We start from the raw sequence: 26,303 nt of genomic DNA, 5'->3' as shown, positions 1-26,303 counted from the left end.
AAGCCGGAAGGAGGCGTTTTTCTTTTTTTCATCCCCGAATGGAAGGTTTGAGCGCATTCCCCCTTGTCTATACTGGAATCAAAAGAAGCGGACACGGGAGCGGTGAATGTATGGGCAAAGAATTACCCGGTACTACCGGAAAAGAAAAGGCAGACGCCCGGGCGGGGATCTCGCTTGCGGAGAGTGGCATCGACGGCGGTAAGAGCATCAATAGCGTCCAAACGGACCCGCGCCGCAAACTCTTGCTGCTGCTCGGGTTGACCGGCATTCTGGCACTCTTGGCCGCGCGGTTATTTTGGATCCAGGTGCTGAGGCCCCACCGGTTTTCAGCTTATGAAGTAGACCTGGTCAAAAACTCCGTCTTACAGCGTCAGAAAAGCATTGTGCTCGATACGGGAAGAGGAGACATGTACGACCGGAATCTGAAGCCTCTGACGGGCAAAACAATCCGGACGGCTATTATTTTTCCGGTTCACCCCGATTACACGGGCTCGGCTGAACAGCTTCGGAAGGTCAGCGAAGCTTTGGGGGTGACGGCGGACGACTGGAAGTCTTTTGTAAAACAGGTGAAGGAGCCGTTTTTATGGACGGGGAGCCTGACGAATTCGGGCGGGGGGAAGAGCGGGGGCCAACTAGCTTCTTCGGAGTCCGGCGAGTCCGTAAAAGAACCGCTGGAATTATCGTCTTCCCAAATCGCTCTGCTTGAGGCGAGCGGGCTTTCTTACGTGCAGGTGACGGATTACAAAACCCGCTATCCGGATCATCCCCCCGCAGCACAGGTGATCGGCTACATCGGACAGAACCCGGAGCGAATCTCCGGCCTGTATGCCCGCGAGCTTGCCGCCGGACATTTGACGCTTACCAGTGAGATTGGGGTATCCGGTCTCGAGAAAACGTTCGAGTCCCGGCTGCGGGGCATCGGCGAACGCACTTTATCCGTGTTTACGGATGCGGGTAAACGGCCGTTGGGCGCTCTGAACGCCAGACTGATTTCACCGGATCAGTCCCGTTATCCCCTGCAGTTGATGACTACACTGGATTCGGGTATTCAGCGGAGTATCGAAGAACGGATGACGAGACGGGGAATTACAAAAGGGGCGGTCGTCGTCTTGGATGCCGCGAATGCGGATATCGTGGCGATGGCTTCCAAACCGTCATTTCATCCGGGGGAGATCAACGCGATAGATGGAGACTGGGCCAATCTGGGTGTCAAAGCTGCCGCGCCGGGATCGATTTTCAAAACGGTTGTAGCCGCAGCAGCGCTCGAGAAAGGCGTTGTTAAGCCGGATGAGACATTTGACTGCCACGGGGCATGGGGAAAATACGGGTTTACCTGCTGGAAGAAGGAAGGCCACGGTAAGCTTACGTTCGAAGAAGGATTTGCCCAATCGTGCAATATCGTTTTCGGCGAAGTGATGCGGCGTCTGGATTCGGACGAGCTGGAAACCTATGCGCGGAATCTGGGGCTGCTGACTCCCGTCGGATGGAAAGGGAGCCTCACGGGAGGGGCCGCGGTCGCTCAGCTCGACGGTGAGGAAGGCGGCCAGCTCTTCGGCGCCCAAACACCGAGAGACGATGAAGGAGTCCGGCTGCAGACCGCCATCGGCCAGAGGGACGTCCAAGTGACGCCCCTTCAGGCGGCGAATCTGGTCGTAACCGTTCTGCACCGGGGAAAAGCGCGCTCTCCGCGCCTTGTGAAAGAAGTCCGGTTCCGGGACGGCCTGACCCTGGACTCGTTTCCGCCGAAATTTCTCCCGGGCGCGAAGGAAGTTCTCTCTCCTAGGGCGACAAGTGAACTCCTACGGGAGATGAGACTCGTCGTGCGGAGCGGAACGGCCGGGCGTCTGGATGCGGCGAAGTGGCCGCTGGCCGGAAAGACAGGTACGGCGCAGGTACAGTCGGGACCGCATGAAACCGTTAACCAGTGGTTTATCGGTTACGGTCCCGTCGATGCTCCCCGGTATGCCGTAGCTGTCGTCATTCGCGAAGCTGCGCCGGAAGCGCCTTCAGAAGCGGTTCCGCTGGCGCGTGAGATCATGGACATGCTGGCGGATCAGCCGAACTGATCCTGCGCGGAAGCAAGCTGGGGCGGTTTCGCCGCTTGGGGAAGTGTGACAAGCACGCGTGTTCCCCGGCCGGGCACGCTCGTCACCTGCACCTTTCCGCTGAAGGTTTCGATGATGCGGAACGCCACCATGACGCTGAGTCCGGTCCCTTTTTGCTTCGTGGAATAAAAAGGAGAGCCGAGGCGGGCGATTTCTTCTGCGTTCATCCCGATTCCGGTATCTTCGATGGAGATGCAGACACTTTTCGGTTCGGGATAAGCTTCTATTCGTAAGCGTCCGCCTTCCGGCATCGCTTCGATTCCGTTCCGCGACAGATTCACGAGGCATTGGATCAATTTTTCCGCGTTTGCCGTGATCCACAGAGACGGAGGAGCGTGCGTTTCCAGCTGAACCTTGCTGCCGCCGGCGTATCCTTGAATGCGCTGGACCAGGTTGACTAGGATGCCGCTTACGGATACCGGTTCGGTTATTTCGGCTTGAGGCTTGGCGAAGGCGAGATAGCTTGTAATGATTTGCTGGACGCGGTCCATTTCTTCGATCGCCATCGAGGTGTACATTTTTTTCTTTTCTTCGTTGACTTCCGTTTGGGATAAAATTTGCAGAAAACCTCTGGCAACCGTCATCGGATTACGGATTTCATGCGCCACGGAAGCGGCCAATTCACTGAGGACGTTCAGTTTTTCCGCTCGCTGCGATTCCAGACGGTTGACTCGGCTCTCCCGGATAAATTGAGACAAATAGATGATAATGGCCATCGAAATACCGTGCAATACAATAGAAAACGCATGAAAGGAAAAAAAATCGGGCGGAAGAGGCAGCTGGTTCTTGCGGTGGAAAAAGACTTGAAAAGCCATAAACGTAAAACCCAAGCCGGCGGACAGAAGGACGGGACATAAAAAAGCGGAGAACCGGCCGCCTATTTTATGAAATTTGATGTAAAACCCCGCAAAACAGGCGCAAATCAGCAAAAAAACCGCATCTGTCGGAAGTAAGGCCGGGAAAACGAATCCGTGCAAAAGCAAAAGGCTGGCCGAAACGGATAAGGCCGGAAGCAGACCTCCGTGCAGAAAGCTGCTGACGAGGGGGAGCATAAACAAGCTTTGCTTGATCCCGCTGCCGGAGCTGTAGGGATAAGTCGCGAGTGCGAGTGCAGCGAGAATGCTAACGAGCGTCATCATAGGTTTATACGATTTTTTGCTTAACGGATTGCTTTCATCGAAGAAAGGGGACACGATGACAGGTGAACACGCTATCAAGACGTTAAACAATACCTCATGAAAACTGATTGACATACGGTTCGCCTACTATCTTTTAGGGTTTTGGAGGAAATCCGTCCCACAGTTCAGATAAGATTAGGACAGTCTGCCTAGGCATTATTTTCCACAATTGTTCAGCTGTGTATTACTTCGATAGAGTTATACAAATTTCCTACTTGGAAAATGCCACTTCTCACATCCTGATGGAAGAAAATGAACCCGTCCTTGCGGCAGACGCCCGTTTTCCCCTACAATAAACAAATAAACGGCTAAAAAGACACGCCGAACCGCATCAGAGGATGGACCGATAGTCAGAAGGAGAATTGCCGAATGGAATCATTGCCGTTATTACCTGAAAAGATTACGCTCATTGACCGCTCCGGGGACCTGGATGCGGATTTGTTGTTTCCGTTTGCCCTCGAAGAGCTGCTCATCCGCAAAGTGGGAGAAGGAGCCGACCCCATCGTTCATTTGTGGAGGCACCCTCAAGGTCTGGTACTCGGTCTCCGGGACAGCCGGCTGCCTCATGCCCCCCAAGCGGCGGACAGAATAGCCAAGGAAGGAAGAACCGTGATTGTGCGCAATTCAGGGGGAGCGGCCGTGCCGCTGGACCCGGGAGTAGTGAATGTAACTTTGATTACACCAAAACCTGTGGGCAAAATAGATTTTCACGATGATTTCGAAACCATGTACCGTTTTCTGGGCGGTGTCCTGGCAGACTGGAATACGGGCGTCGCCAAAGGGGAAATCGCCGGCTCCTACTGCCCCGGCGATTTCGATTTGAGCGTCGGCGGGCGCAAGTTCTGCGGCATCGCCCAGCGCAGGCAGGCACGCGCGCTGTCGGTGCAGGCTTTCGTCGTCGTCGAGGGCACCGGGGCGGAGAAGGCCGCCGTGGCGCGCTCGTTCTACGACGAGGCGGGGCAGGGCGCGGCGCCGGACAGCTACCCGGACGTGGAGCCCGGGCGCATGACGAGCCTCGCCGAGTACGCGGGCGCCGGGCTCACTTCGCCCGCGTTCTGCCGCTTGACGGGCGAATGGCTCGCCCGTCAGACGCAGGTGCGTGCAGCGGATTACCGGGAATTCGCTGCGGACGAAGACATCGCGGCGATGATGCGCACGATGCGGGAGCGTTACGGCTTCAAGGCCGCGGACTAACGCTTCACCGGCCAGCCACCCGTACACAACAAAAAACCTCCATGTCCACGTAATTTCGTGGACATGGAGGTTTTTTTATCATTCGGACGGTTAGCCGAAAAATTTTTCCAAAATCGCGGGAAGCTCTTTCTGCCAGAAGCCCCACACGTGCTTACCCGGCTTTTCTTCATAGAAGAGCCGGACATTTTTTTGTTCGAGAAGAGCTTTCGAGAGGCGGTTCGCCTCCACGAAGTCAAAGGTGCCGCGCTCGGTCTTAACCTCTTCCTCGTCCAGGCCGATCAGCATGTACAGCTCCAGCCAGGAAAGATCCCCCTCGGACTGCAGACGGCTGCGGGTCGGTTCCAAAAATGCGCCGGACAGGGATACAACTCTCGCAAAGAGGTGAGGATAAGTTAGGGCAAGATGCAGAGAAACCGTGCCTCCGAGGGAGTCTCCGGCCAAGATGCGTTCGCTTTTATCCGCACGCACGGCATACTTCGATTCAACGAAGGGGAGCATCTCTTCCGCAAAAAAACGGATATAGGCTTCATGATTTTCGCCGTCCGGGGAGTACTCCGAGGTCCGGATCTTGACGTTCACATCGACGCCGACGATAATGGCCGGCTCCCAACCGTGGTCGAGAATGCCTGCGGTCATGGTGGTCGCTATCCGGCCGAAGTTAAAAAATTCCTCTCCGTCCTGACAGTAAATGACCGGGTACGACAACACTTCGTTGTAACCCGGAGGCAGGAAAATGCGCAAGGAACGTGTCGAATCAAGGTGTTTGGAGCTGATCTCCTCTTTTACAATGGTTCGTTTATACAGTCTGGAATCGGTCATAACGAGCGTCCTTTCTTTACTCCTTTAAAGGGGAGGTTGTATTATAATAGTGTAAAGGTTTTGTTGATCTGTATTATATATATAAAGCAACTGTACTATCCCAAATCGATATACGGGCGTTATTACAGCAAGTTACCTGTTGATATTCCATACGAAACAGGTTTATAATAATTAGTATAACAGAAAGTCTTTTTCATGGCATGAAAATCATAGATGAGGTGACAATCACATGAGCAAGCCGTTGTATGAAGTAAGTTCCGAGCAAGTACAGCCCTTGACGATTATCGGGCCCGACGGAACCGTGGTTAACGAAGAGAAAATGCCGAAACTTAGTGACGATCAGTTGAAAGAACTGATGCGCCGCATGGTATTTACACGCGTTTGGGACGAACGCGCGATCAATCTGGGACGTCAAGGACGTCTTGGCTTCTACGCGCCGGTTTCCGGACAGGAAGCTTCGATGATCGGCAGCGAATTCGCGCTGAACAAAGAAGACTTCGTTTGCCCGGGCTACCGTGATATGCCGCAAATCGTATGGCACGGCCTGCCGATGTACCAGGCGTTCTTGTACTCCCGCGGCCACCAGCACGGCGGTCAAGTGCCTGAGGATGTGAACGTCCTGATGCCGCAAATCATCATTGGCGCTCAAATCCTGCACGCTACCGGCATCGGTATGGCGTTCAAGAAGAAAGGCGAGAAGCGCGTTGCCATTACGTACACCGGCGACGGCGGAAGCTCCGAGGGCGATTTCTACGAAGGCCTTAACTTCGGCGGAGCGTTCAAGCTTCCGGTTATTTACATGGTACAGAACAACGGCTATGCGATCACGACTCCGTATTCCAAGCAGACCGCCGCGCAATCCATCGCCCACAAGGCGCTGGCAGCGGGTATCCGCGGCGTACAGGTTGACGGCATGGACGTTCTGGCCGTTTACGCGGCCGTATCCGAAGCGGCAGAAATCGCCCGCAACGGCGGAGGCCCTACTCTGATCGAATCCCTTACTTACCGTTTCAAGCCGCACTCCATGGCGGACGATACGACGAAATACCGTACGAAGGACGAAGAAGGCGAATGGGCGCCTAAAGATCCGATCGTACGCTTCCGTACTTACCTGACACAGAAGGGCCTCTGGAGCGAGGAAGAAGAAGCGAAAGTGAAAGAGGAAGCGAAAGCGACTGTAGCGGAACAAATCAAAAAAGCCGAGCAAACCGAGAAAATGACGGTAGCGGGCCTGATCGATTCCATGTTCGAAACGACTCCGAAGCACCTGGAAGAGCAAAAAGCGCAGTTCTCCTAAGCGAAACTGCGGACGCACCAGACTTAACCAGCAGACGGTCAGCGGCCTCTTTGGATGGCCGCCAGCCTTTTTCACACTAAATATTCCGGTCTAAGGCCGTGTTCTCTGATAGAAGAACGATATGGGAGGCAGTAGATGTCATGGCACAAATGACGATGATTCAGGCGATTCAAGACGCTATGCGCGTAGAGCTTGCAAGAGATAAGAACGTTGTGTTGTTCGGTGAAGACGTAGGCCACGTGGGCGGCGTGTTCCGTGCAACGGAAGGACTCCAGAAAGAATTCGGCGAGGATCGGGTATTCGATACTCCGCTGGCCGAATCCGCTATCGGCGGTCTGGCGGTAGGGATGGCGACTCAGGGCTTCCGTCCGATCGCGGAAATCCAGTTCGTGGGCTTCATTTATGAAGCGCTGGACCAAATGGCTGTACAGGCAGCCCGTATGCGCTACCGTTCCGGCGGCAGCTACCAGGCTCCGATCGTATTCCGTACGCCTTTCGGCGGCGGCGTTAAGGCAGCCGAGCTTCACACGGACTCCCTGGAAGGTTTGATGATCCAGACACCGGGTATTAAAGTAGTAATTCCTTCCAACCCGTACGATGCGAAAGGTCTTATGATCGCGGCGATCCGCGACAACGATCCGGTATTCTTCATGGAACACCTGAACTTGTACCGTTCTTTCCGTCAAGAAGTTCCGGAAGGCGAGTACACGGTAGAGCTGGGCAAAGCGAACGTCGTTCGCGAAGGTTCCGATGCTACGATCATCACTTACGGCGCCATGGTTCACACTTCCCTGAAAGCTGCGGAAGAGATCGAGAAAACCCGCGGCGTAAAAGTGGAAGTTATCGACGTCCGTACTCTGATGCCTTTGGACATCGACACTATTGTCGAATCCATCAAGAAAACCAACCGTGCCATTGTGGTGCAGGAAGCACAGAAAACGTCGGGTGCTGCTGCCGAAATCATCGCACAAATCAACGAAAAGGCTATTCTGCATCTGGAAGCGCCGGTTCTCCGCGTTGCCGCTCCGGATACGGTTTATCCGTTTGCTCAAATCGAAGATCAGTGGCTTCCGACACCTGCCCGCATTATCGACGGGCTGAACCAAGTGCTGGATTTCTAATCCTGCCTGCGGCTCCACGATTTTACTACTTAATATGGGAGGTTGTTCTTCTTGGCACGTTTTGAATATAAGTTCCCGGAACTTGGCGAAGGCATTCATGAAGGCGAGATTGTCAAAGTCAATGTTAAAGCGGGCGACAAGGTTGATGACGATACGATTCTGATGGAAGTTCAGAACGACAAAGCAGTCGTGGAAGTTCCTTGCCCGGTTAACGGCCAGATTCAGGAAGTGCTGATCAAGGAAGGCCAGGTTTGCCACGTCGGCGAAGTGGTCATGATCATTGACGCGGAAGGCGAGATTCCGGAATCGGAAACCTCCGCCGCGGCTCCTTCACCGGAAGCGGCTGCTCCGGCTCCTTCCAATGCGCCGTCGACCGAGCTTCCTAAGAAGGAAGATCAAGGCGCTCCGACAGCTCCGGCTCCGGAAGAAGCGAAAAAATCCGAAGGCGGCAAGCCGTCGGCTGCTCCTAAAGACATTCTCGCTACGCCTAGCGTTCGCAAATTTGCGCGCGAGAAAGGCATCAACATCGCGGAAGTGTCCGGCACAGGCAAGAACGGCCGTATTACCCGCGAAGACATCGAAGGCTTCGTTTCCGGCGGCGGCACATCCGCAACCGCGGCGCAAGCCGATCAGTCCCAGGAGAAAGCAGCTCCTTCCAAGGCGGCCTCCGCACCTGCGGCACAAGGCGAGCTGGAAGAAGAGCGCATTCCGTTCAAAGGCATCCGCAAAGTGATCGCCAATGCTATGGTGAAATCCAAGCACACGGCTCCTCACGTGACGCTGCTGGACGAAGTCGACGTGACGCAGCTCGTTGCGCTCCGTACTAAAGCGAAGCCGCTTGCCGAGAAGAAAGGCGTTAAGCTTACTTACCTGCCGTTCATCGTTAAAGCGCTCGTGGCAGCCTGCCGCCAATTCCCGGTCATGAACGCCATGATCGACGAAGAAAAGCAGGAAATCGTGTACAAGAAATACTTCAACGTCGGTATCGCAACCGATACGGACAACGGACTTCTCGTACCTGTCATTCATCACGCGGACCGTCAAAATATCTGGATGATTGCGGATTCCATTCGCGATCTGGCTACACGCGGCCGCGACGGAAAGCTGACTCCGCATGAAATGAAAGGCGGCACGGTCACGATTACCAACATCGGCTCCGCCGGCGGCATGTTCTTTACTCCGGTTATCAATTATCCGGAAGTTGCCATTCTCGGCACCGGCCGCATTTCCGAGAAGCCGGTCGTGAAGAACGGCGAAATCGTCATTGCTCCGGTAATGGCTCTGTCTCTCAGCTTCGACCACCGTCTCGTTGACGGCGCAACAGCTCAAAATTTCATGAACTATATCAAGCAGCTGCTTAACGATCCCGAGCTGCTCGTGATGGAGGTATAAAGCGATGGTAGTAGGAGATGCTTCTTTAGATATTGACGTTCTGGTAATTGGTGCGGGTCCCGGCGGCTATGTGGCTGCCATCCGCGCTGCACAGCTTGGCAAAAGCGTTCTGATCGTGGATAAATCCGAGTGGGGCGGCGTCTGCCTGAACCGTGGCTGTATCCCTTCCAAGGCTCTTATTTCCGCGGCGCACCAGTACGAAGCGGCCCAGCATTCCGAAGTAATGGGAGTAAGCGTGGAGAACGTTAAGCTGGACTACGCGAAAACTCAAGAGTGGAAAGCTTCCGTTGTGAAAAAGCTGACCAGCGGCGTTGCTGGTCTGCTCAAAGGCAACAAAGTGCAAATGTTCCAGGGCGAAGTCATGTTCATCAACGAAAACGAAGCACGTGTTTTCAATGAGCAGGAAGCTCCGCGTTACCGCTTTAAGCACTGCATCATTGCGACCGGTTCCCGTCCGATCGAGCTGAAGCCGTTCCCGTTCGGCGGACGTATTCTTTCCTCGACGGAAGCTCTGGAATTGAAAGAAATTCCGAAGAGCATGGTCGTGATCGGCGGCGGATACATCGGTATCGAGCTGGGTCAAACCTTCGCGAAATTCGGAACGAAAGTAACGGTACTTGAAGGTTCCGATACGGTTCTTCCTGGCTTCGAGAAAGAAATGTCCCGCCTGGTTGCCAAAAACCTGAGCAAGCTGAACGTGGAAGTGTTCACGGAAGCTCTTGCTCAAAGCTCCGAGCAAACCGAGAACGACGTAACGGTAACGTTTACGGTTAAAGGCGAAGAGAAGAAAGTGACGGCCGACTACGTACTCGTAACCGTCGGACGTCGTCCGAACACGGACGGCGAGCTTGGCCTCGACCTGATCAACGTGAAACTGACCGACCGCGGTCTGATTGAAGTTGACGAGCAGGGCCGCACGAGCATTCCGCACATCTTCGCTATCGGCGATATCGTTCCAGGCCTGGCTCTGGCGCACAAAGCTTCTTACGAAGGTAAAGTGGCGGCGGAAGCTATTGCCGGACAGCCTAGCGTTGTCGATTACAAGGCCATCCCGGCCGTAGTGTTCTCCGATCCGGAAATCGCTTCGGTAGGCCTTAACGAAACCGAAGCCAAAGAGAAAGGCATGAACGTTTCCGTAGGCAAGTTCCCTTATGCCGCTAACGGCCGTGCTCTTTCCCTGAACGCAACCGAAGGTTTCGTTAAAATCGTTGCGAACAAGGATACCGGTCTTGTTGTCGGTTCCCAAATCGTAGGTCCGGAAGCATCGAACCTGATTGCCGAAATCGGTCTGGCGATCGAAATGGGAGCTACGCTCGAAGATATCGCGCTTACGATCCATGCTCACCCGACGCTTGGCGAGATCGTAGCTGAAGCTGCCGAAGGCGCGCTTGGCCACCCGATCCATATGCTTGGCAAGTAAAATCTATTATTTCTTCTTAAAATAGACACAATTAGACATGCGCCGGAGATAATTCTCTGACGCATGTCTTTTTTTACAGGAATTTGAACTAGGTCCGCAGTATTAAAAAAACAACAAATAATAGGTACACTGGCTTATAAAGTTGAGTCAAACCTCTATGGAGGTGCCTCTACATCGTAAAGGAACTAATCGTCAATTTTGCTCTCCTGCTTGCTTTTCTGTTCGCCGTTAGTCAGCTCTACAAAGATGAACGGTTGGATTTCACGAAGCCATGGACACGGATAAAAACCGGTCTGGCAACAGGTGCGTTCGGAATCGTCTTAATGTATTTCAGCATTCCGATCGCCCCCCAGACCATCGTTGATTTCCGGGGGTACGCCGTCTTGCTGGCCGTACATTTCGGAGGCATTTATTCCGGCTTTATCGCCGCCGTTCTCATTGCCGCGGCGCGCATCGCCTTGTTCGGCGGTCCCAACTTGTCCGCCTTCATCGGCGCGGCGAATGTACTTTTTATCGCTCTTGCCGGAGGCCTCGTGTTAAGAAGTGCCGACAAGCGGTACTGGTCTCGCTGGACGAAAATGATGGCGGTCGTCCTGGTCACGACCGGAGCCGCTATATTTTCCGCCATAGGCACGACGAGCCTGCCGATCATGCCGGTTATTCTCGGCACACTGGCGGTAGGCGGATTTTTTATCGGATACATGGTCGATTACATCGTGAGAGCCCATCAGCTTTTTCTGCTGATGAAAGAAGCGTCGCATGTCGATTTTTTGACGGGCCTGAACAATCACCGCACCTTCGACAGGCTCTTTAACGAGCTCGTTCAAGCGGCGGATCGTAAACAGGAGGAACTGTCCCTGCTGACGCTGGATATCGATTATTTTAAAAAAATCAACGATACGTACGGTCATCCTGCAGGGGATGCGGTTCTCCAGCAGATCGGGGTGCTGCTGAGAGATTCATCCCGCAGGATGGATGAAGTGTGCCGGACCGGCGGGGAAGAATTTGCCGTCCTGCTTCCGGACTGCGGCCGTAAAGAAGCTCTGCACTATGCGGAACAGATCCGTTCCAGAGTAGAGCGTCATTCTTTCCTGCTCGGAGACGGAAAGGCGATCCGCCTGACGATCTCGATCGGAGCGGCTACTTTTCCGCAGGTTTCACCCGATCTTCTGATCGAGGAAGCGGATAAAGCGCTGTACCGCGCGAAGCACAACGGGCGCAATCAAGTTGCTTGAGCGCCACACGGATGCAAGAACACAAAAAGAGCACGGCCCCGCGGGGCTGTGCTCTTTTTTGCCGGGACGGCAGGTTCAACTTGTTATCCTGTCCGCTTCTATCCCGCTTTTAAATTATTTAACCGTCTGATTGTATTTGCCGATCTTTTCCGTAATCGACTTGGCGGCTTCATCCAGAGCGGCCTGAGGCGTTTTCTTGCCGTTCAGGGCTTCTTCAATGGCTCCCTCGACGATTTGTCTGGCTTCCGGGAATACGCCCATTACAGCGCCTTGTGTGGCCGTATTGGCCTTGCTTCCGTGCAACTGGTCGACCGCTGTTTTAAACTGCGGGTATTTAACGAGGTTATCTTTAACGATTTGCTCGTCATAGGCTTTTTTCGTGATCGGGAAGTAGCCGGTATTCACATGCCAGTAAGCCTGGGATTGAGGGGAGGTCAGGAATTTGATGAACTCCCAAGCCCCTTTCTGTTCGGCTTCCGATTTGTTGTTCGTAATATAAAGGCTGGCGCCGCCTACGACAACTCCGCCTTCTGCGGCGTCCGCCGGTTTCGGCAGGGGAGCCGTGCCTACCTGGAACTTGCCCTCCGCCGTGGAGACGATGCCTTTCAGGGAGGCGGTGGAATCGAGCATCATGGCGATTTGTCCCGCCGCGAAAGCTTTTTTGGTGTCGTCGGTTTTACGTCCGAGGTTAAGCGCGGTTTTGTTGTCGACCATAGATTTCCACCACGTTAAGGCTTTGAGGCCAGCTTCTTTGTTTACATAGGATTCCGTCGCGGGAGCCGTGCGTCCGTTGCCGTTGTTGACATATTCAGCTCCTTGTTTGGCGAAAAACTGCTCCATAAACCAGCCGTAAATGGCGAACGACGCACCCGCTTTACCGTCCTTGGAAAGAGCCTGTGCCGCTTTGGTGATTTCATCGAAGGTGACAGGAGGCTTTTCCAGGTCGAGACCGGCGGCTTTGAACATATCTTTGTTGTAGTAGAGGATCGGATTAGACGTATTGAAAGGCATGGAATTCAGCTTGCCGCCGATGGTGTAGTACTGGGTAATGTTTTCTTCCAGTTGGGAGAGATCGTATTTATCGGCATCGATGAACTTTTGTACGGGCGTAATGGCTTTCGAGTCGATCATATAACGGCTTCCGATTTCATAAACCTGAATAAGCGACGGTCCGCTTTTGGAATCCATGGACGCTTTCATTTTGTTCAGGCTTTCGTCATAAGTTCCCTGGAAAATGCCTTCTACCTGAACATTTTTCTGGGAAGCGTTAAAGTCGGAAATCAGCTTATCCGTCACTGTCCCGAGCTCGCCGCTCATGGAATGCCAGAAGGTGATTTTTACCGGAGAGGCTGCGTTTTCTTTTGCGGAAGACCCCGTTGTTTCTTTGTTGGAAGATTGAGCGGTTTCGTTTGCGCCGCCGCAAGCCTGCATGAGCAGAGCGGAAGCCAGAAGCATAGCCATTACGGAAGTGCGGTGGGACGGTTTGTACGAAAACATGTGGAATGTCTCTCCTTTTATCAATCAAAATGGTGGATAAACGGTTAGCCTTTGACGGCCCCTACCGTGAGGCCGCGGACGAGCTGCTTAAGCCCGAGCACGAGCAGAAGCAGAGAAGGAAGAAGAACGAGCGCGACTCCTGCGAGCACCAGGTTCCATGACGTGAACTCTTCGAACTGGAGCATGGAGATGCCGATTTGCACGGTGCGTTTCGCGGGATCGTTCGTGACGAGCAGCGGCCAGAGATAGCTGTTCCAGGCGCTGAGAAAACTATATACGCCCAAGGTAGCCAGACCGGGCTTTGACAGCGGGAACGCGATAGAGAAAAAGCATCGGATATGTCCGCAGCCGTCGATCTTGGCGGCTTCGAACAGCTCGCCCGGAAGCTGCATGAAAAACTGGCGCAGCATAAACGTTCCGAACCCCGTCGCAAGGAATGGGACGACAAGCGCCGCATAAGTATCGGTCCATCCCCAGCTGCGGATCGTCAGGTAATTGGGAATCATCGTCACTTCCCAGGGGATCATCATGGTGCTCAGAAACAGCAGGAACACGAACTTTTTGCCCGGAAAACGGACGAAAGCGAACGCATAAGCTGCCAGGCTTGCCGTAAACAACTGCCCCGCCATAATAAGCAGAGAGACGGTGAAACTGTTGGTCAGAAAAGCCCCGATCGGCACAAGCTCCATCACCTTCTTCAGATTGCCCAAGTACAGGCTTTCGGGAAGTAAGGGCGGCGGAAATTGGCCGGCTTCTCCGGCTGTCATAAACGTGGACGCATACGTAAAGAACAGCGGGTAGAGAACGAGTGCGGCAGCCGTGGTCAGAAATACGTAGACGGCCGTTTTTTGTAAGGACCGGATCATGAGTAGTGCACTTTCCTTTCCAGAACGCCGAACTGCACGAAGGTGAAGAACAGGACGATCACGAATAAAAGTATGGCCTGCGCGCTGCCGGAGCCGAAGCGGAAATTGACAAACGCCTCCTGGTAGAGGGAGTAGACCATGACATTGGTCGTATCCATGGGACCGCCTTTGGTTAAAATCTGGATTTGGCCAAAAGACTGAAAAGCCCCGATCAGGGAAACCACTCCTACAAAGAACAGGGTGGGGGAGACGAGGGGCAGGACGATTCTAAAGAACGTCCGCATCGGACCCGCGCCGTCGATTTTGGCGCTGTCGTACATATCCTCCGGTACGCTCTGCAGCCCGCTGAGCAGGACGATATAGGCGAAGCCGAGATTCATCCACACGGTCATCAGCGAGACCGAGATGAGCGCCCAGCTCGGGTCGGAAAGCCAAGCGACCGGCGCCTGACCGAGCAGGCCGAGCCAGTAGTTGAGCATGCCGGCGGTCGGATGAAAGAGCAAAGCCCAGATCACGGAAGCGGTGCCGACCGATAGGGCCATCGGCAGGGAAAAAATGAACTGGTAGACTCTCTTGCCCTTCAGCCCTCTGTGTGTCAGTGCGGCAAGGAGCAGAGCCGCGGCGATCGTTGTCGGGATCGTCAGCAGAGCGAACTGGGCCGTAACGCCCAGGCTATGATAAAATTTCTCCGAGGTAAGCAGTTCCCGGTAGTTCTCGAAGCCGACATATTCGGCGATTTTCCCCCGGAGATTCGTACTGTGTACGCTTAAATACAAGGATTGGAAGAACGGGTAAAACAAAAAAATCCCGAACCCTGCGAGTGACGGCAGCAGGAATAAATAACCGATCCCCGCTTCCCGGACGCGGTTCCACCAGGAAGCGGTCCGGATGCTCCTCGCGTTTCCGACCGGGATTGGCAATGATTCATCGACGGTATTCATCGATTTTTTATCCCCCTCTCTTTCAGAGTTAAGTGTACGTACGGACTATTTTGCTCAGATCAATTGGGCTTGAAGGTTTTGTAAAACCGGCCGGGCGGCGCTAAACCTGTCGAATCAAGGAGGGGAATAAGAAAGGAGAAAGGGAGAAGACCTAGAGTTTCAGTTGGATTACTTCCTTATAAAATGTAAAATGAGTCCTTAATTTCTATAAATAGGATTAAGGACTAAGGGCCCACTATTTTCCCCTTCTGGTGAGAGGATTTTATCCCTGTATTGTTGAAATGAGGACCTGCCGTAAGAAGGGCAACGTCCCTATAATCAAACTTGTAAGACACAAATTCAAACGTTTTGGGGAGGTCTACACATGAAAAAGAAACTGGTGACAATCATGGCAGTAGCCGTGGGACTGACAACCGTTCTTTCCGCTTGTGGCAAAGATGGAGGAAGCACTGGAGCGACAACAACTCCAACTGGAAGCGCTGCACCGAAAGAATTTACCGTTTCTTACCGTCATACGCAAATCAAAGATACAGCCAAGAAAAGAAAGGCTATGTTTGAGGATGCTCTTAAAGAAGTTGAAGCTAACATCCCCGGCCTGAAATTCGAATCCGAAGGCGTGGACGAAGTTGTTAACCGCGATACGAAGCTGAAAGCCGAAATGGCCGCCGGTAACCCTCCAAAAATTTTCGAACTTTTCGGTGGTACGGATACAAAGAACTATGCGAAAACAAACAACCTGCTTGACCTGACGCCGATCCTTGACGAACTTGGCCTGAAAGACAAATTCGTTGACCTTTCCGAGTTCACGGTTGACGGCAAAGTTTACGGTCTTCCGATCGCCGGTTACCTGGAAGGCATGTTCTACAACAAGAAAATCTTCAAAGACAACGGCGTAGAAGTTCCGAAAACTTACGAAGAGTTCCTGAAGGCTTGCGAAACGTTCAAAGCTAAAGGCATCACGCCGATGGCGCTTGGCGGTAACGAAGCTTGGGTACTGAACATGCTGCCTAACACCCTGTATGTACGTGTCGGCGGTCAATCTGTCGTAGACGGCCTGCAACCCGGCCAAAGCAAGTGGACCGACGAAGCTTTCGTCAAAGGCCACACAATGTTTAAAGACCTGATCGACAAAGGCTACTTCAACAAAGATGCTCTTGCGCTGAAATATTCCCAAACGCAAGACCGTTTCGCTAACGGCGAAACCGCTATGATCTTCGACGGCGGCTGGGCGAACCAGAAGTACTCCAACCCGGATCAATCGAAAATAGCTGCTGACCTCGGCTTCTTCAACTTCCCGACTGTAGAAGGCGGCAAAGGTAACGATCTGATCAACGGTTCGTACTCCAACGGCTTCGGTTTCTCCGCTAAGCTGAACGAAAACGAGAAAAAAGTGGTAAAAGAATACATCAAAGTCTTCTTCACCGAAAAATATCAACTTCGTCAGCTGAAAGAAGAAGGATTCTTCCCGTCCATGAAGCTTAGCTCCACTGGCGACAAGCCGATCATTGCCGAAATGCTGAAAGCTTCCGAAGGCAAGAAAACATTCCCGGCTTTCGACTCCATGATCCAGCCTAAAGTGAAGCTTGATCTTGAATCCGGAATTCAAGCTTTCGTCGGCGGTAAAAAATCCGTTCAGGACCTGCTGGCTGAAGTTCAAAAATCCCAAGAAGCAGAAAATAAAAAGACTGCAAAGTAAGATTAGTAACATAATCTAAAATAAGCAGATAAAAAAATAACGGGTATCACATCACGTGGTACCCGTTCTTATTCGCATAGTGTGAAGGATGGAGGCTGCTATGAACAAGGTTTATCGAAATCCTCTAGCATACCTGGTGTTCATTATTCCAACCCTGTTTTTCTACTTGACATTTTATATGTTCCCGCTTCTTACAACATTCAGATACGGGTTTACTAGCTGGGATGGTCTGACTGCACCTGTTTTTAACGGATTGGATAATTTTAAAGAAGCTTTTAACGATAAGAATTTCTGGATTTCGGTCAAAAACAACCTATACTTTATTTTGTTTTCCGTCTTTATTCAAGTTCCGATTATCGTCATTTTTTCGGTTTTAATCTCGGAAGTCAGAAAATTACGCGGTTTTTATAAAACGACCGTTTTCTTGCCGAGTATTTTGTCGACTGCCGTCGTAGGGGTACTGTGGACTGTTGTCGTATTTGACCCGACAGTAGGTTTGCTGAACAAGCTGCTTGAGTCGATCGGGTTGGATAAATTGATCCATTTGTGGCTGGCTGACGAAAGCACAGCTATGCTTTCCATTCTTCTGACGAATGCTTGGCAGTGGACCGGATTTTATATCGTTCTCGTCCTGGCTGCAATCTTCGGAATTTCCAAAGAAGTCTACGAGGCTGCCGAAATCGATGGAGCCACCGGGTTTCAGCGCGCGCTTCTCATTACGGTTCCTTTGATCCGTCCGATCCTCGCGGTTATCGTCCTGTTGTCTATCACGGGTGCGATGAAAGCGATGGATATCGTCATGGTTATGACCAAAGGCGGACCGTACGGAAGCACGGAAGTTATGGCCTCTTACATGTATAAAGTGGGTATGACGACAGGAAATTACGGTTACGCGAATACAATTGCGATCCTGATCTTCGTCTTCACCTTAATTATTACGCTGCTCAGCAACCTGCTTACAAAAAAATTAGAGGATGTGGAGAACTGATATGTCCAAATTGAAAAATGGATTTCTCCATGCCTTTCTTCTGCTATACGTTTTTGTAACCTTGTATCCTTTGTTCTGGGGTTTTCAAAACTCATTCAAAAGGCATGTTGATATCGTCGCGAGTCCTTTCTCTTTAATCAAAAACTTTACGCTGGATAACTATGCGAACGCATGGACCAGCGCGAACATCGGCCGGTATTTCGTCAACAGCTTATATATTTCCGTTGTGGCCAGTGTCGTGACGATTGTGCTCGCAAGCATGACGGCTTACGCGCTGACGCGGATGTACTTCCCGAAAATGAATAAAATCGTGACCGGGGTATTTCTTCTAGCCATCATGATTCCGGCGGGTTCTCTGCTCATCCCGCTGTACCGTTTCATTTTGAACGTTACAAACGACCTGCATATTCCGCTGTACGATACACACCTTGCTTTGATCCTGCCTTACATCGCATTCGGTCTGTCTCTCTCCATTATCATTATTATGGCTTTCATCAAATCTCTTCCGAGAGAGCTTGAAGAAGCCGGAGTTATGGACGGTCTGACGATTTACGGACTGTTCTGGAAAATCGTTTTGCCGCTCATGACACCTGCCATCGTGACCGTGTTTATCATCAACTTCCTCGGTCACTGGAACGAGTACGTTCTCGCTAACGTGATGCTGTCCAAAGAAGCGCTGAGAACGCTGCCTGTAGCGATGGCGGCAATGAACAACGGAATGGCGATGAACTACGGCGCTCTCCTGGCGGCGACTATGTTTAGTATCGTGCCGGTCGTTGTCATCTATGCTATACTACAAGAAAAGATTATCGAAGGCTTGGCTGCAGGTAGCGTCAAGGGTTAAGTTGAAAGGACATGGGAGTAATGATGAACTTACGAAAAAAAGTATTTCTGGCTTTCATGGGATTCATCATTATTCCCTTATTATCTATTTCGATTTTCACCTATATGATTTTTCAGGACATTACCCAAGAGAAATACATGGAACAATCCGAGCTGACCATTAAGTCGATCGGCCGTAACATTGCAAGCCTTTTTAAGGAAGCGAACTATTATTCGGATTATTGGATGCTGGGGGACAATTTACAATCCCAGCTCGTTGAGTTAAACGAAAACCCGCCGTCCGACGAACAACTGAATAATGTAACGAATAGCTTAAGAAAAATATTTCTTACCTATGAGCCGCTTGGGACTTTTTCCGTATACAATTTATATGGAGAAAATTACTCAAGCGGTGTTATTCCATTTACGCCGATTCCTTTTAAAACGTTAAAAGATCATCCGATTTATGAAGAAGTCAAGAATTTGAACGGATTTCCCCGATGGATCGGGCCTTATGAAAATCCGGAATTGACCGGAGACAACAATTTGTTCAGCCAGGTCCGCACAGTCAATTATTATGAAACTCCCGGTTCCGGTAGAATTGGAACTATGTTTCTTCAATTTGACTTTAAAGAAATGGATAAAATTTTCAATTTCTATAATCAAAAGAACAGCCACTTTCTGTTAGTAAACGAGCAAGGGGTTATTTTGTACGACAACCGTAAGCTTACAAATGGCTCCAATTTAAATAAATTTTTATCTCAAAAAGTGGATTTGACGGAGACTTACGCCACTTCCAGAATCAAATTCGACGGCATAGAGAGTTTGGTAACCGTATATGATATAGGGTTGGAAAAATACGGAACCCCCAAGTGGGCGCTCGTATCGGTTACTCCTTGGGATTATTTGTCCGGCGAAATGTCTGTTATTCTGAAATGGGTCGGAACGATCATGTTCCTGTTCCTCATATCCGCCCTTCTCTTTAACCTGTTGTTCGTCAACCGGTATATCCGGGTCATCATCCGGATCGTCAGCTCCATGAAGCAGGTGGAGCGGGGAGACTTGGATGTCCGGGTTAAGGTACAGGGCAACGACGAAATGACCATCCTCTCCAGAGGCTTTAACAGCCTGGTGTCCCGTATCCACGACCTCGTGGAAGAGGTCAAGCAGGAGCAGGAGCACAAGAACAAAGCGGAGCTTTCCTTGCTGCAGGCGCAGATTAAGCCTCACTTCCTGTTTAATACGCTGGAGTCGATTAATGCGCTTGCCGTACAAAACCAAGGGAAAAAGGTCAGCCAGCTCGTCTACAGGCTGGGCACGATCTTACGGATTTCATTCCACCATAAGGAAGAAATTGCGCTCGGTCTGGAAATCGACTATTTGAAAAATTACATGGAAATTCAGAAGTATCGTTTCGAAGAATTGTTTGATTTCGAGATTCACCTTCCGAGAGAGCTGGAAAATCACTCTATTCTTAAACTGACGCTGCAGCCGCTTGTTGAAAACAGTATTCAGCACGGATTCGAAGGGATTACGTACCAGGGGATTATTACCATTCGTGTTGAAGACGGCGGGGATCACATTATTTTGTGGGTTGAAGATAATGGCATCGGCATCCCCGAGGACGTTCTTGTCAGGTTCCAATACCGGAAAAAGAATCCTAGCCTCGATACGAATGAACCAAGGGTAGGATTAGGTGTACTCAATGTAGCCGACCGTCTGCGGATTCATTACGGAGATGGCTACGGGCTCTATATTTGCAGTGAGCCGAATAAAGGGACACAGATCAAATGTATCATTCCCAAAACGACAGCAAGGTGATGAAGATGAACTTAAAAGCTTTATTGGTGGACGATGAAATCAATATTTTGCGCAACCTGCAAACCGTTATTCCCTGGGAGAAGCACGATATCGAAGTCGTTGCGCTCGCATCGAACGGGGTCAAGGCCCTGGAGATGGTCCAGGAGCATCAGCCGGACCTTATCCTCAGCGATATCCGCATGCCTTTGATGGACGGAATCGCGCTGCTGGAGCAGGTCAACAAGCTGGAAAGGGATATCCAGGTTATTTTGCTGACAGGCTTTCAGGAATTTGAATATGCGCGGTCGGCGTTAAAATACGGGGCTAAGGATTATATTCTGAAGCCGATCAACTACGAAGAGCTGGAAGCGGTCGTGGAGCGGGTCGCTTTTGATATCCGGGAGAAGCGCAAGGCGGAGCTGGATGAGCAGAAAAGATGGAGCCGGGTGAGGCACTTGGCGTACGAGAAGTTTTTGTTCGATATTTTGCTTGATTATACGAACGTGACGACCCGGCATTTTTTCGAGGATGAAAACAGTCTGGAAGAGACGGAGTTTACCCTTCTGCTCATCGACCTCGACAATTATTCGCAGCTTTCCCGTTCATGGAACGAGAAAGAGCGCAAGCTCAAAAATTTCGCTGTCCGCAATGTGCTGCAGGACGCGCTGGAGCCGTATGAGCTCTTATACTCGGTTCTGCAAACCCGGGAAGGGGAATGGTGCGTGCTTATCCGTCATCAGAGGGAAACGCCATTCAATCTGGGGACGGCGAGAGGGTGGAGCGATGCCCTTCAGCTGGCGGTGAAGCAGCACGTTAAACTGACGGTCAGCCTGGGTATTTATCCCAAGCACATGTCCGTTCTCCAGCTTGCAGACGCTTACAAAAAGCTTCAGCGCGCGCTTCAGCTATCTCCGAACGTCGAACAGATTCTACTCTTGGAAGAAGTGAATCCCGGCCGGAACGAATGGAACAACTCCATGTGGGAGCTTGTCGAAGAAATCGTATCCAGCTTGAAGAGGCGGGATAAAGCGCAGATGGAGCAAACCTTCGAAAAGCTCAATCAGAGCCTGCGGGTTATTTCCGAGCATTCCTATGTGCGTGTGGAGCAGATTTTGCACTTTCTGGTCCTCCACCTTATCCGGGAGATGCGGGAGATCAACATCATGTCCGATGAGGAAGAACGGGGCCTCTGGTCCAACCTGGAGCGCAGTGTCGGAGTCAAGGATCTGCTTGCGACGATCCATCAGCTTATTCAAGATTGCATGAATGCGGGGATGAACCGTAAGCCGAGCGAGCTGCTGATGGTCAACGCCAAAGAATACATTGCCAAGAACTTGTCCAACGATTTCGGCGTAGAGGAAATTGCCGATCATCTCGGGATCAGCTGCAGCTACTTCAGTCTGCTGTTTAAGCAGCACTTCGGGGAGACCTTCCTGGAAAATTTGACTCGTCAGAGGATCGAATTGGCCAAGTCTCTTCTTCGCATGAGCGACAAGAGCATTACCCAGATTGGCAAGCAGGTGGGTTATGCGGAACGCCGGTATTTTACCCGGGTGTTTTATAAGTTTACGGGCATGACGCCTTCCGAATACCGCGAACAGATTACAAACGCTTAAATTACCGATAGGGGATGAAAAGAATGAAACAACGGTCAGAAATGAGCCTCCGGCAAAAAATCGGACAAATGATGATGTGCGGTTTTTCCACATCGAATGAGTTCGACTCGGCGATGAAACCCAACAAGAAAATTATCGACTTGATTCAGAAGCACGAGATCGGCGGCGTTATCCTGTTCCGCCGCAATTTGGACAATCCGAAGCAGGTGAGCGAGCTCAATCACGAGCTGCAAGTGTTTGCCAAGGACTCGGCGGGAGGCCCCCTTCTGATCAGCATCGACCAGGAAGGCGGCATGGTTGCCCGTATCCACGAGGGCATCGCCTGTATGCCGGGCAGCATGGCAATCGGGGCGACAAGAGACGCCCAGGCGGCTTATGAAACAGCGCGGATCAGCGGTGTGGAACTGCGCGCGATGGGCATCAATCTAAACTTCGCGCCGTGCCTCGACATCAACAACAATCCGATGAACCCGGTGATCGGTGTCCGTTCTTTCGGCGAAACCGCGGAAATCGTCGGCGAACTGGGAGCTGCGGCTGTGAAGGGCTACCAGGCGGCGGGCGTGGCTCCGACGATCAAGCATTTCCCGGGGCACGGGGACACGCACTCGGACTCCCATCATGCGCTGCCCATGATTCCCCACGACCTGGAGCGTCTGCGGGAACTGGAGTTCGCTCCGTTCGTAAAGGCGATTCAAGAAGGAGCCGAAGTACTGATGTCGGCACACGTTATTTTTCCGGCGCTGGAGCCCGATGGCCTGCCTTCGACTTTGTCCAAGCGGGTACTGACCGATTTGCTGCGCGGTGAGCTCGGTTACAATGGCGTCATCGTGACAGACTGTCTGGAGATGAAAGCGATCGCAGACCATTACGGGACGGCTGAAGGAGCGGTAATGGCGGTGGAAGCGGGCACCGATTTGCTGCTGGTCAGCCATACTTACGATACCCAGGTTCAAACGATTGAACGTCTCGTGGAAGCGGTGGAATCCGGCCGCATCAGCGAAGAACGGATCAACGAGTCGGTGGACCGCATCCTCGCTTTGAAACGCGGCCTGAACATTACGGTGGGCAATACGGCTGGCGATATCTCGTCTGTGGGGTCCCCTGAGCATATCGAGCTTGTGCGCGAAACCTATAAGAAAAGCGTAACGCTTGTTAAGGACGAAGGTCAGCTTCCGCTTGCGAATGACAAAAGAACGTTCGTCATCTGGACGGAAGTCCGGGAATGGACGCAAATCGACGAAGTGGTGGAGCAGAAGGAAACACTCGGAGCTTTCCTGGCGGAAACCGTTCATGAGGTAACGGAAGAAAGAATCCACACGAATCCTTCGGAAGAAGAAGTGGAGCGTGTACTGAAGGCAAGTCAAGGTTACGACCAGGTCATCGTGGTCACCTATAATGCAAGCTTTTCGCCCAATCAGGTGCGTATCGTAAAAGAACTGGCGGCCAGAGACAGCAAGCTCGTCGTTGTGGCCGGACGCAATCCGTTTGACTTGAAAGAGTTTCCGGAAGTGAAAACTTTCCTGGCGAGCTACGAAAACCGTCCTCATGCCATGAACGCGGTTGCCGGGGTATTGACCGGCCAGTTCCCGGCTGGCGGCAAGCTCCCCGTTACCGTAACGCCTGAATACGCGTACGGCTGGTCTGCTTCTTCCCGGAGCTAACCGGCGAATAACCGAAAAGCCCCGTAAGTTAACTTCCGTTAGCTTGCAGGGCTTTTTTTTGCCGTACGTTTTTATTGGGTATTTTTTTCAAATATGTACTTGTAAAACGGCAATTTTCTCTTGTTCCGCAGCCGCTCCATTAACGTATGAAATGTGAATCTCGGCGCATATAGTGATAATGGTCTTCGCTTAAGCCGAAGACCCGGCGCTCGTCATTTTTCGTTATTAAGGAGGAGAGGTATGGGATCGAATAGGTTGGCCGGCATACGCAAATTTATTACCAATGAAAAAGAAAGGACATTATCGAATATCCGGAATGGAACAATCGGTAAAGAACAGGCAACCGGAAGCCTCAATACCTTGTATCAATTGGCTGCAGATATTCAGGATATTCACTATATGAAGGAAATAAGCAGTACGATTGCGCTGCTTCGTTCCGCTTCCGACAATTGGCAGAGACAGGGAGCCTTAATCAGTCAAACGATAGATTCTGCGGTGTATCGGCCCGGTATAAAATAAACGAGGCCGGCAAGCCGCCGATTAATATAAATTGCGGCGTCTAATCTCGGAGGCAAGTTGTTGAAGAAATTCGGCACCCAACTTCATTTGTAGGGCTTGTACGAAACAATCAAGCAGCTGATAATCACTAAGCAGCTCTACAGCTGATTTTTTTAACATGACATTCATCCTTTATGAATAAAATGGTAAACGTGGGTACAATCCTATAATAAAAGATTCAAATCGTTTCGTCAGCGCAAATTGATTACGCAATTGCGCGTTTATCATTACACTTTCATGCACATTATTCTTCCAAAAAACAATAAAAATGACCTGTTCCTTTCCATCTGATAGAGGCTTTCGTCCTACTGTTAAAAGAAGGAAGGTCCCGAAACAGGGTAGAAGGTCCGAGATTTCAGTAAAAAAACAAGTGAAATCGGCTTTTCCGCAGGCTCCGGCTCCTTTCGCAAGGAGCCTTTTTTGCGTGCGGCCCGAATTGTTCCGAAGACACGATTGTTTAAATCGTGTATAATTTCCTCAAAAGATTTCTATTTTTTAGCAGGTTCAGGAGGATGAAGAATGACGTTTTTCCAACGGATGCTGGCCAGTATCGGTTTTGGCGCCGCTCAAGTGGATACACGCCTCAGCAAGAATGCCTATTACCCGGGTGAAGAGGTCGAAGGTGTCGTTCACATCCGCGGCGGCCAGGTCGAACAACGCATCGAGGAAATTTATATTTCGTTGGTCACCGAATACAAACGTGAAGTCAATAACAGCCGTGTGAAAGAAACGAGAGAAATTGCCAAACACCTCGTTTCGGACCCGTTCACGCTCGGACCGAACGAAGAGATGGAGGTGCCGTTCCGGTTCAGGCTGGCCGAACATACGCCGCTTACGCTGGGGCATACTCCCGTCTGGTTCTCAACGGGGCTCGATATTGCCAGCGCAATCGACCCGAGCGATTCCGACCGGGTTGAAGTGATCCCCTCCCCGGAGATGCAGGTCGTATTCGATGCCGCGGACCGGCTCGGCTTCCGGCTCCGGGAGGCGGAGGTGAAGCAGTCGCCGAGGTTCGGCGGACGGATCGGCCTGCTGCAGGAATTCGAATTCGTCCCGGCCAGCCGTTTCCGCGGAGAGCTGGATGAGCTGGAAATCAGCTTCCTGCCGGCGACGGAAGGTCTGGAACTGCTGATGCAGATCGATCGCAAAGCAAGAGGCTTAGCGGGCTTTATCGCGGAGGCTGTGGACGCGGATGAAACGCTCCTCCGGCTCCGCATTCATCCGGCAGATCTGAGCAAAGGCTCCTCCTACATGGTCGGTCTGCTTGCCGAATTGATTCAAGATCATCTGTAAAATACTCTTTTACGATAGAGGTGGATCTGGAACAGAAATTCGGAGCTGCTTAAGGGAAAACAGCCCAAAAAAGAAGGCAGCGAAGGATAATAGAATCAGGACTGCCGCATGTCTGGTGCAGCGGTCTTTTTTGTTGTCTGGAAAGGGCGGAGCCCGTTTGATTTTAGAGGGTCGGAGTGATATGATCGTTACAAACTTTTAAGCCTAAGATTCGGGGAAGGGGTTATCGGGTTATGAAAGCTTTGATCGTGATTGATTATACGTATGATTTTGTCGAAGGCAAGCTTCCGGTAGGGGATCCCGCCATTGCCATAGAGGAGAGAATTACGGCGCTCTCGGAGGAATTTCTGGAAGAGGGCGGCTTTGTCGTCATGGCCGTCGATTTCCATCGTTTGAACGAGCCTTTTCATCCGGAAACGAAGCTGTTTCCCCCTCACAATATAGAGGGCACGAGCGGACGCGAGCTGTACGGCCGTTTAAACACCCTTTACCGGGAAAAGGAAGGCCAGATCTTGTGGCTGGATAAAACGCGGTACAGCGCGTTCTGCGGTACGGATCTGGAGCTGCAGCTGCGTGCGCGTGGAATGGAGGAAGTTCACCTGGCCGGCGTCTGCACGGATATTTGCGTCCTGCATACGGCCGTGGATGCGTATAACAAGGCTTTCGGGCTGATCGTCCACGAGGATGCCGTGGCCAGCTTTAACCCGGACGGGCACACGTTTGCCCTAAACCATTTCCGTACTTCGCTGGGCGCTCAAGTCGTGAGAGGCAGCGAACCGGTCTAACAGCAGGACTACTACATTG

General features: G+C 51.7%; 22 protein-coding genes. 16 read left to right on the top strand and 6 right to left on the bottom strand.

All coding sequences use genetic code 11. From position 1 onward, the window contains the following. Positions 1-110: 110 nt before the first annotated feature. Entirely contained in the window at positions 111-2,066 is a 1,956-nt protein-coding gene (locus PCH01S_RS14300) for a peptidoglycan D,D-transpeptidase FtsI family protein (RefSeq protein ID WP_042230341.1), read from the top strand. On the opposite strand, the gene PCH01S_RS14295 is transcribed toward PCH01S_RS14300, so the two are convergent. Beyond that, the gene (locus PCH01S_RS14295; RefSeq protein ID WP_042230340.1) at positions 2,054-3,358 is read right to left on the bottom strand and encodes an ATP-binding protein; all 1,305 of its coding nucleotides are present in this window, start codon (positions 3,356-3,358) and stop codon (positions 2,054-2,056) included. The genes PCH01S_RS14300 and PCH01S_RS14295 overlap by 13 nt on opposite strands. Positions 3,359-3,652: 294 nt before the next feature. On the opposite strand from PCH01S_RS14295, the gene PCH01S_RS14290 reads away from it, so the two are divergent. Next, positions 3,653-4,477 (top strand): lipoate--protein ligase family protein, encoded by an 825-nt coding sequence (locus PCH01S_RS14290; protein WP_042230339.1) that lies wholly within the window; start codon positions 3,653-3,655, stop codon positions 4,475-4,477. Positions 4,478-4,567: 90 nt separating this feature from the next. Here the strand turns inward: PCH01S_RS14290 and PCH01S_RS14285 are convergent, their stop codons facing one another. Continuing rightward, on the bottom strand, positions 4,568-5,296 hold the full coding sequence (locus PCH01S_RS14285) for an alpha/beta hydrolase (RefSeq protein ID WP_042230336.1): 729 nt from the start codon (positions 5,294-5,296) through the stop codon (positions 4,568-4,570). Positions 5,297-5,525: 229 nt separating this feature from the next. Between PCH01S_RS14285 and pdhA the strand changes: the two genes are divergently transcribed. The 5 genes from pdhA to PCH01S_RS14260 all read left to right on the top strand — a co-directional run bounded on the left by pdhA (position 5,526) and on the right by PCH01S_RS14260 (position 11,761). Further along, on the top strand, positions 5,526-6,593 hold the full coding sequence (pdhA, locus tag PCH01S_RS14280) for a pyruvate dehydrogenase (acetyl-transferring) E1 component subunit alpha (protein WP_042230335.1): 1,068 nt from the start codon (positions 5,526-5,528) through the stop codon (positions 6,591-6,593). Positions 6,594-6,733: 140 nt separating this feature from the next. After that, positions 6,734-7,714, top strand: coding sequence for an alpha-ketoacid dehydrogenase subunit beta (locus tag PCH01S_RS14275; protein ID WP_009673352.1), 981 nt, complete (start codon positions 6,734-6,736; stop codon positions 7,712-7,714). A 51-nt stretch (positions 7,715-7,765) separates the two neighbouring features. Further along, positions 7,766-9,106, top strand: coding sequence for a dihydrolipoamide acetyltransferase family protein (locus PCH01S_RS14270; protein ID WP_042230333.1), 1,341 nt, complete (start codon positions 7,766-7,768; stop codon positions 9,104-9,106). A 4-nt stretch (positions 9,107-9,110) separates the two neighbouring features. After that, positions 9,111-10,526 carry a dihydrolipoyl dehydrogenase gene (gene lpdA, locus PCH01S_RS14265; protein ID WP_042230331.1) on the top strand — a complete coding sequence of 472 codons (1,416 nt, stop codon included), beginning with the start codon at positions 9,111-9,113 and terminating at the stop codon, positions 10,524-10,526. A 254-nt stretch (positions 10,527-10,780) separates the two neighbouring features. Beyond that, positions 10,781-11,761 carry a diguanylate cyclase gene (locus tag PCH01S_RS14260; RefSeq protein WP_084706603.1) on the top strand — a complete coding sequence of 327 codons (981 nt, stop codon included), beginning with the start codon at positions 10,781-10,783 and terminating at the stop codon, positions 11,759-11,761. 114 nt (positions 11,762-11,875) lie between these two features. Here the strand turns inward: PCH01S_RS14260 and PCH01S_RS14255 are convergent, their stop codons facing one another. From PCH01S_RS14255 to PCH01S_RS14245, 3 genes are read right to left on the bottom strand one after another with little or no spacing between them, the layout of a single operon-like run. Continuing rightward, a complete protein-coding gene (locus PCH01S_RS14255) occupies positions 11,876-13,258 on the bottom strand; it encodes an ABC transporter substrate-binding protein (protein WP_042230327.1) in 1,383 nt (460 codons plus the stop codon). Positions 13,259-13,302: 44 nt separating this feature from the next. Next, complete coding sequence (locus PCH01S_RS14250; protein ID WP_042230324.1) at positions 13,303-14,124, bottom strand: carbohydrate ABC transporter permease; 822 nt, start codon at positions 14,122-14,124, stop codon at positions 13,303-13,305. Continuing rightward, on the bottom strand, positions 14,121-15,065 hold the full coding sequence (locus PCH01S_RS14245; protein ID WP_053228714.1) for a carbohydrate ABC transporter permease: 945 nt from the start codon (positions 15,063-15,065) through the stop codon (positions 14,121-14,123). Before PCH01S_RS14245 ends, PCH01S_RS14250 begins: the two co-directional genes overlap by 4 nt. A 364-nt stretch (positions 15,066-15,429) precedes the next feature. On the opposite strand from PCH01S_RS14245, the gene PCH01S_RS14240 reads away from it, so the two are divergent. From PCH01S_RS14240 to PCH01S_RS14210, 7 genes are all read left to right on the top strand, one after another. Continuing rightward, entirely contained in the window at positions 15,430-16,761 is a 1,332-nt protein-coding gene (locus tag PCH01S_RS14240) for an ABC transporter substrate-binding protein (RefSeq protein WP_042230323.1), read from the top strand. Positions 16,762-16,861: 100 nt separating this feature from the next. Beyond that, a complete protein-coding gene (locus tag PCH01S_RS14235; protein ID WP_042230321.1) occupies positions 16,862-17,749 on the top strand; it encodes a carbohydrate ABC transporter permease in 888 nt (295 codons plus the stop codon). 1 nt (position 17,750) lies between these two features. Further along, the gene (locus PCH01S_RS14230; protein ID WP_042230319.1) at positions 17,751-18,593 is read left to right on the top strand and encodes a carbohydrate ABC transporter permease; all 843 of its coding nucleotides are present in this window, start codon (positions 17,751-17,753) and stop codon (positions 18,591-18,593) included. Between the two features lie 20 nt (positions 18,594-18,613). Then, positions 18,614-20,392: a cache domain-containing sensor histidine kinase gene (locus PCH01S_RS14225; protein WP_241688726.1), complete on the top strand. Its 1,779-nt coding sequence runs from the start codon at positions 18,614-18,616 to the stop codon at positions 20,390-20,392. Beyond that, positions 20,362-21,987 (top strand): response regulator, encoded by a 1,626-nt coding sequence (locus tag PCH01S_RS14220; RefSeq protein WP_084706602.1) that lies wholly within the window; start codon positions 20,362-20,364, stop codon positions 21,985-21,987. The genes PCH01S_RS14225 and PCH01S_RS14220 overlap by 31 nt, the downstream gene beginning before the upstream one ends. A gap of 23 nt (positions 21,988-22,010) precedes the next feature. Next, a complete protein-coding gene (nagZ, locus tag PCH01S_RS14215) occupies positions 22,011-23,648 on the top strand; it encodes a beta-N-acetylhexosaminidase (protein ID WP_042230316.1) in 1,638 nt (545 codons plus the stop codon). 240 nt (positions 23,649-23,888) lie between these two features. After that, positions 23,889-24,167 (top strand): hypothetical protein, encoded by a 279-nt coding sequence (locus tag PCH01S_RS14210; protein ID WP_042230314.1) that lies wholly within the window; start codon positions 23,889-23,891, stop codon positions 24,165-24,167. A gap of 21 nt (positions 24,168-24,188) precedes the next feature. On the opposite strand, the gene sda is transcribed toward PCH01S_RS14210, so the two are convergent. Further along, positions 24,189-24,326 carry a sporulation histidine kinase inhibitor Sda gene (gene sda / locus PCH01S_RS31745; RefSeq protein ID WP_009673311.1) on the bottom strand — a complete coding sequence of 46 codons (138 nt, stop codon included), beginning with the start codon at positions 24,324-24,326 and terminating at the stop codon, positions 24,189-24,191. Between the two features lie 399 nt (positions 24,327-24,725). Here sda and PCH01S_RS14205 point away from each other — a divergent pair, with 399 nt between their 5' ends. Further along, the gene (locus PCH01S_RS14205; protein ID WP_042230312.1) at positions 24,726-25,499 is read left to right on the top strand and encodes a sporulation protein; all 774 of its coding nucleotides are present in this window, start codon (positions 24,726-24,728) and stop codon (positions 25,497-25,499) included. Positions 25,500-25,732: 233 nt separating this feature from the next. After that, complete coding sequence (locus tag PCH01S_RS14200; protein WP_042230310.1) at positions 25,733-26,284, top strand: cysteine hydrolase family protein; 552 nt, start codon at positions 25,733-25,735, stop codon at positions 26,282-26,284. Positions 26,285-26,303 lie beyond the last annotated feature (19 nt).

Origin of the sequence: Paenibacillus chitinolyticus NBRC 15660, assembly GCF_000739915.1 — a bacterium.
GTDB lineage: Bacteria > Bacillota > Bacilli > Paenibacillales > NBRC-103111 > Paenibacillus_F > Paenibacillus_F chitinolyticus.
This window is presented reverse-complemented; position numbering and strand designations above follow the sequence as displayed.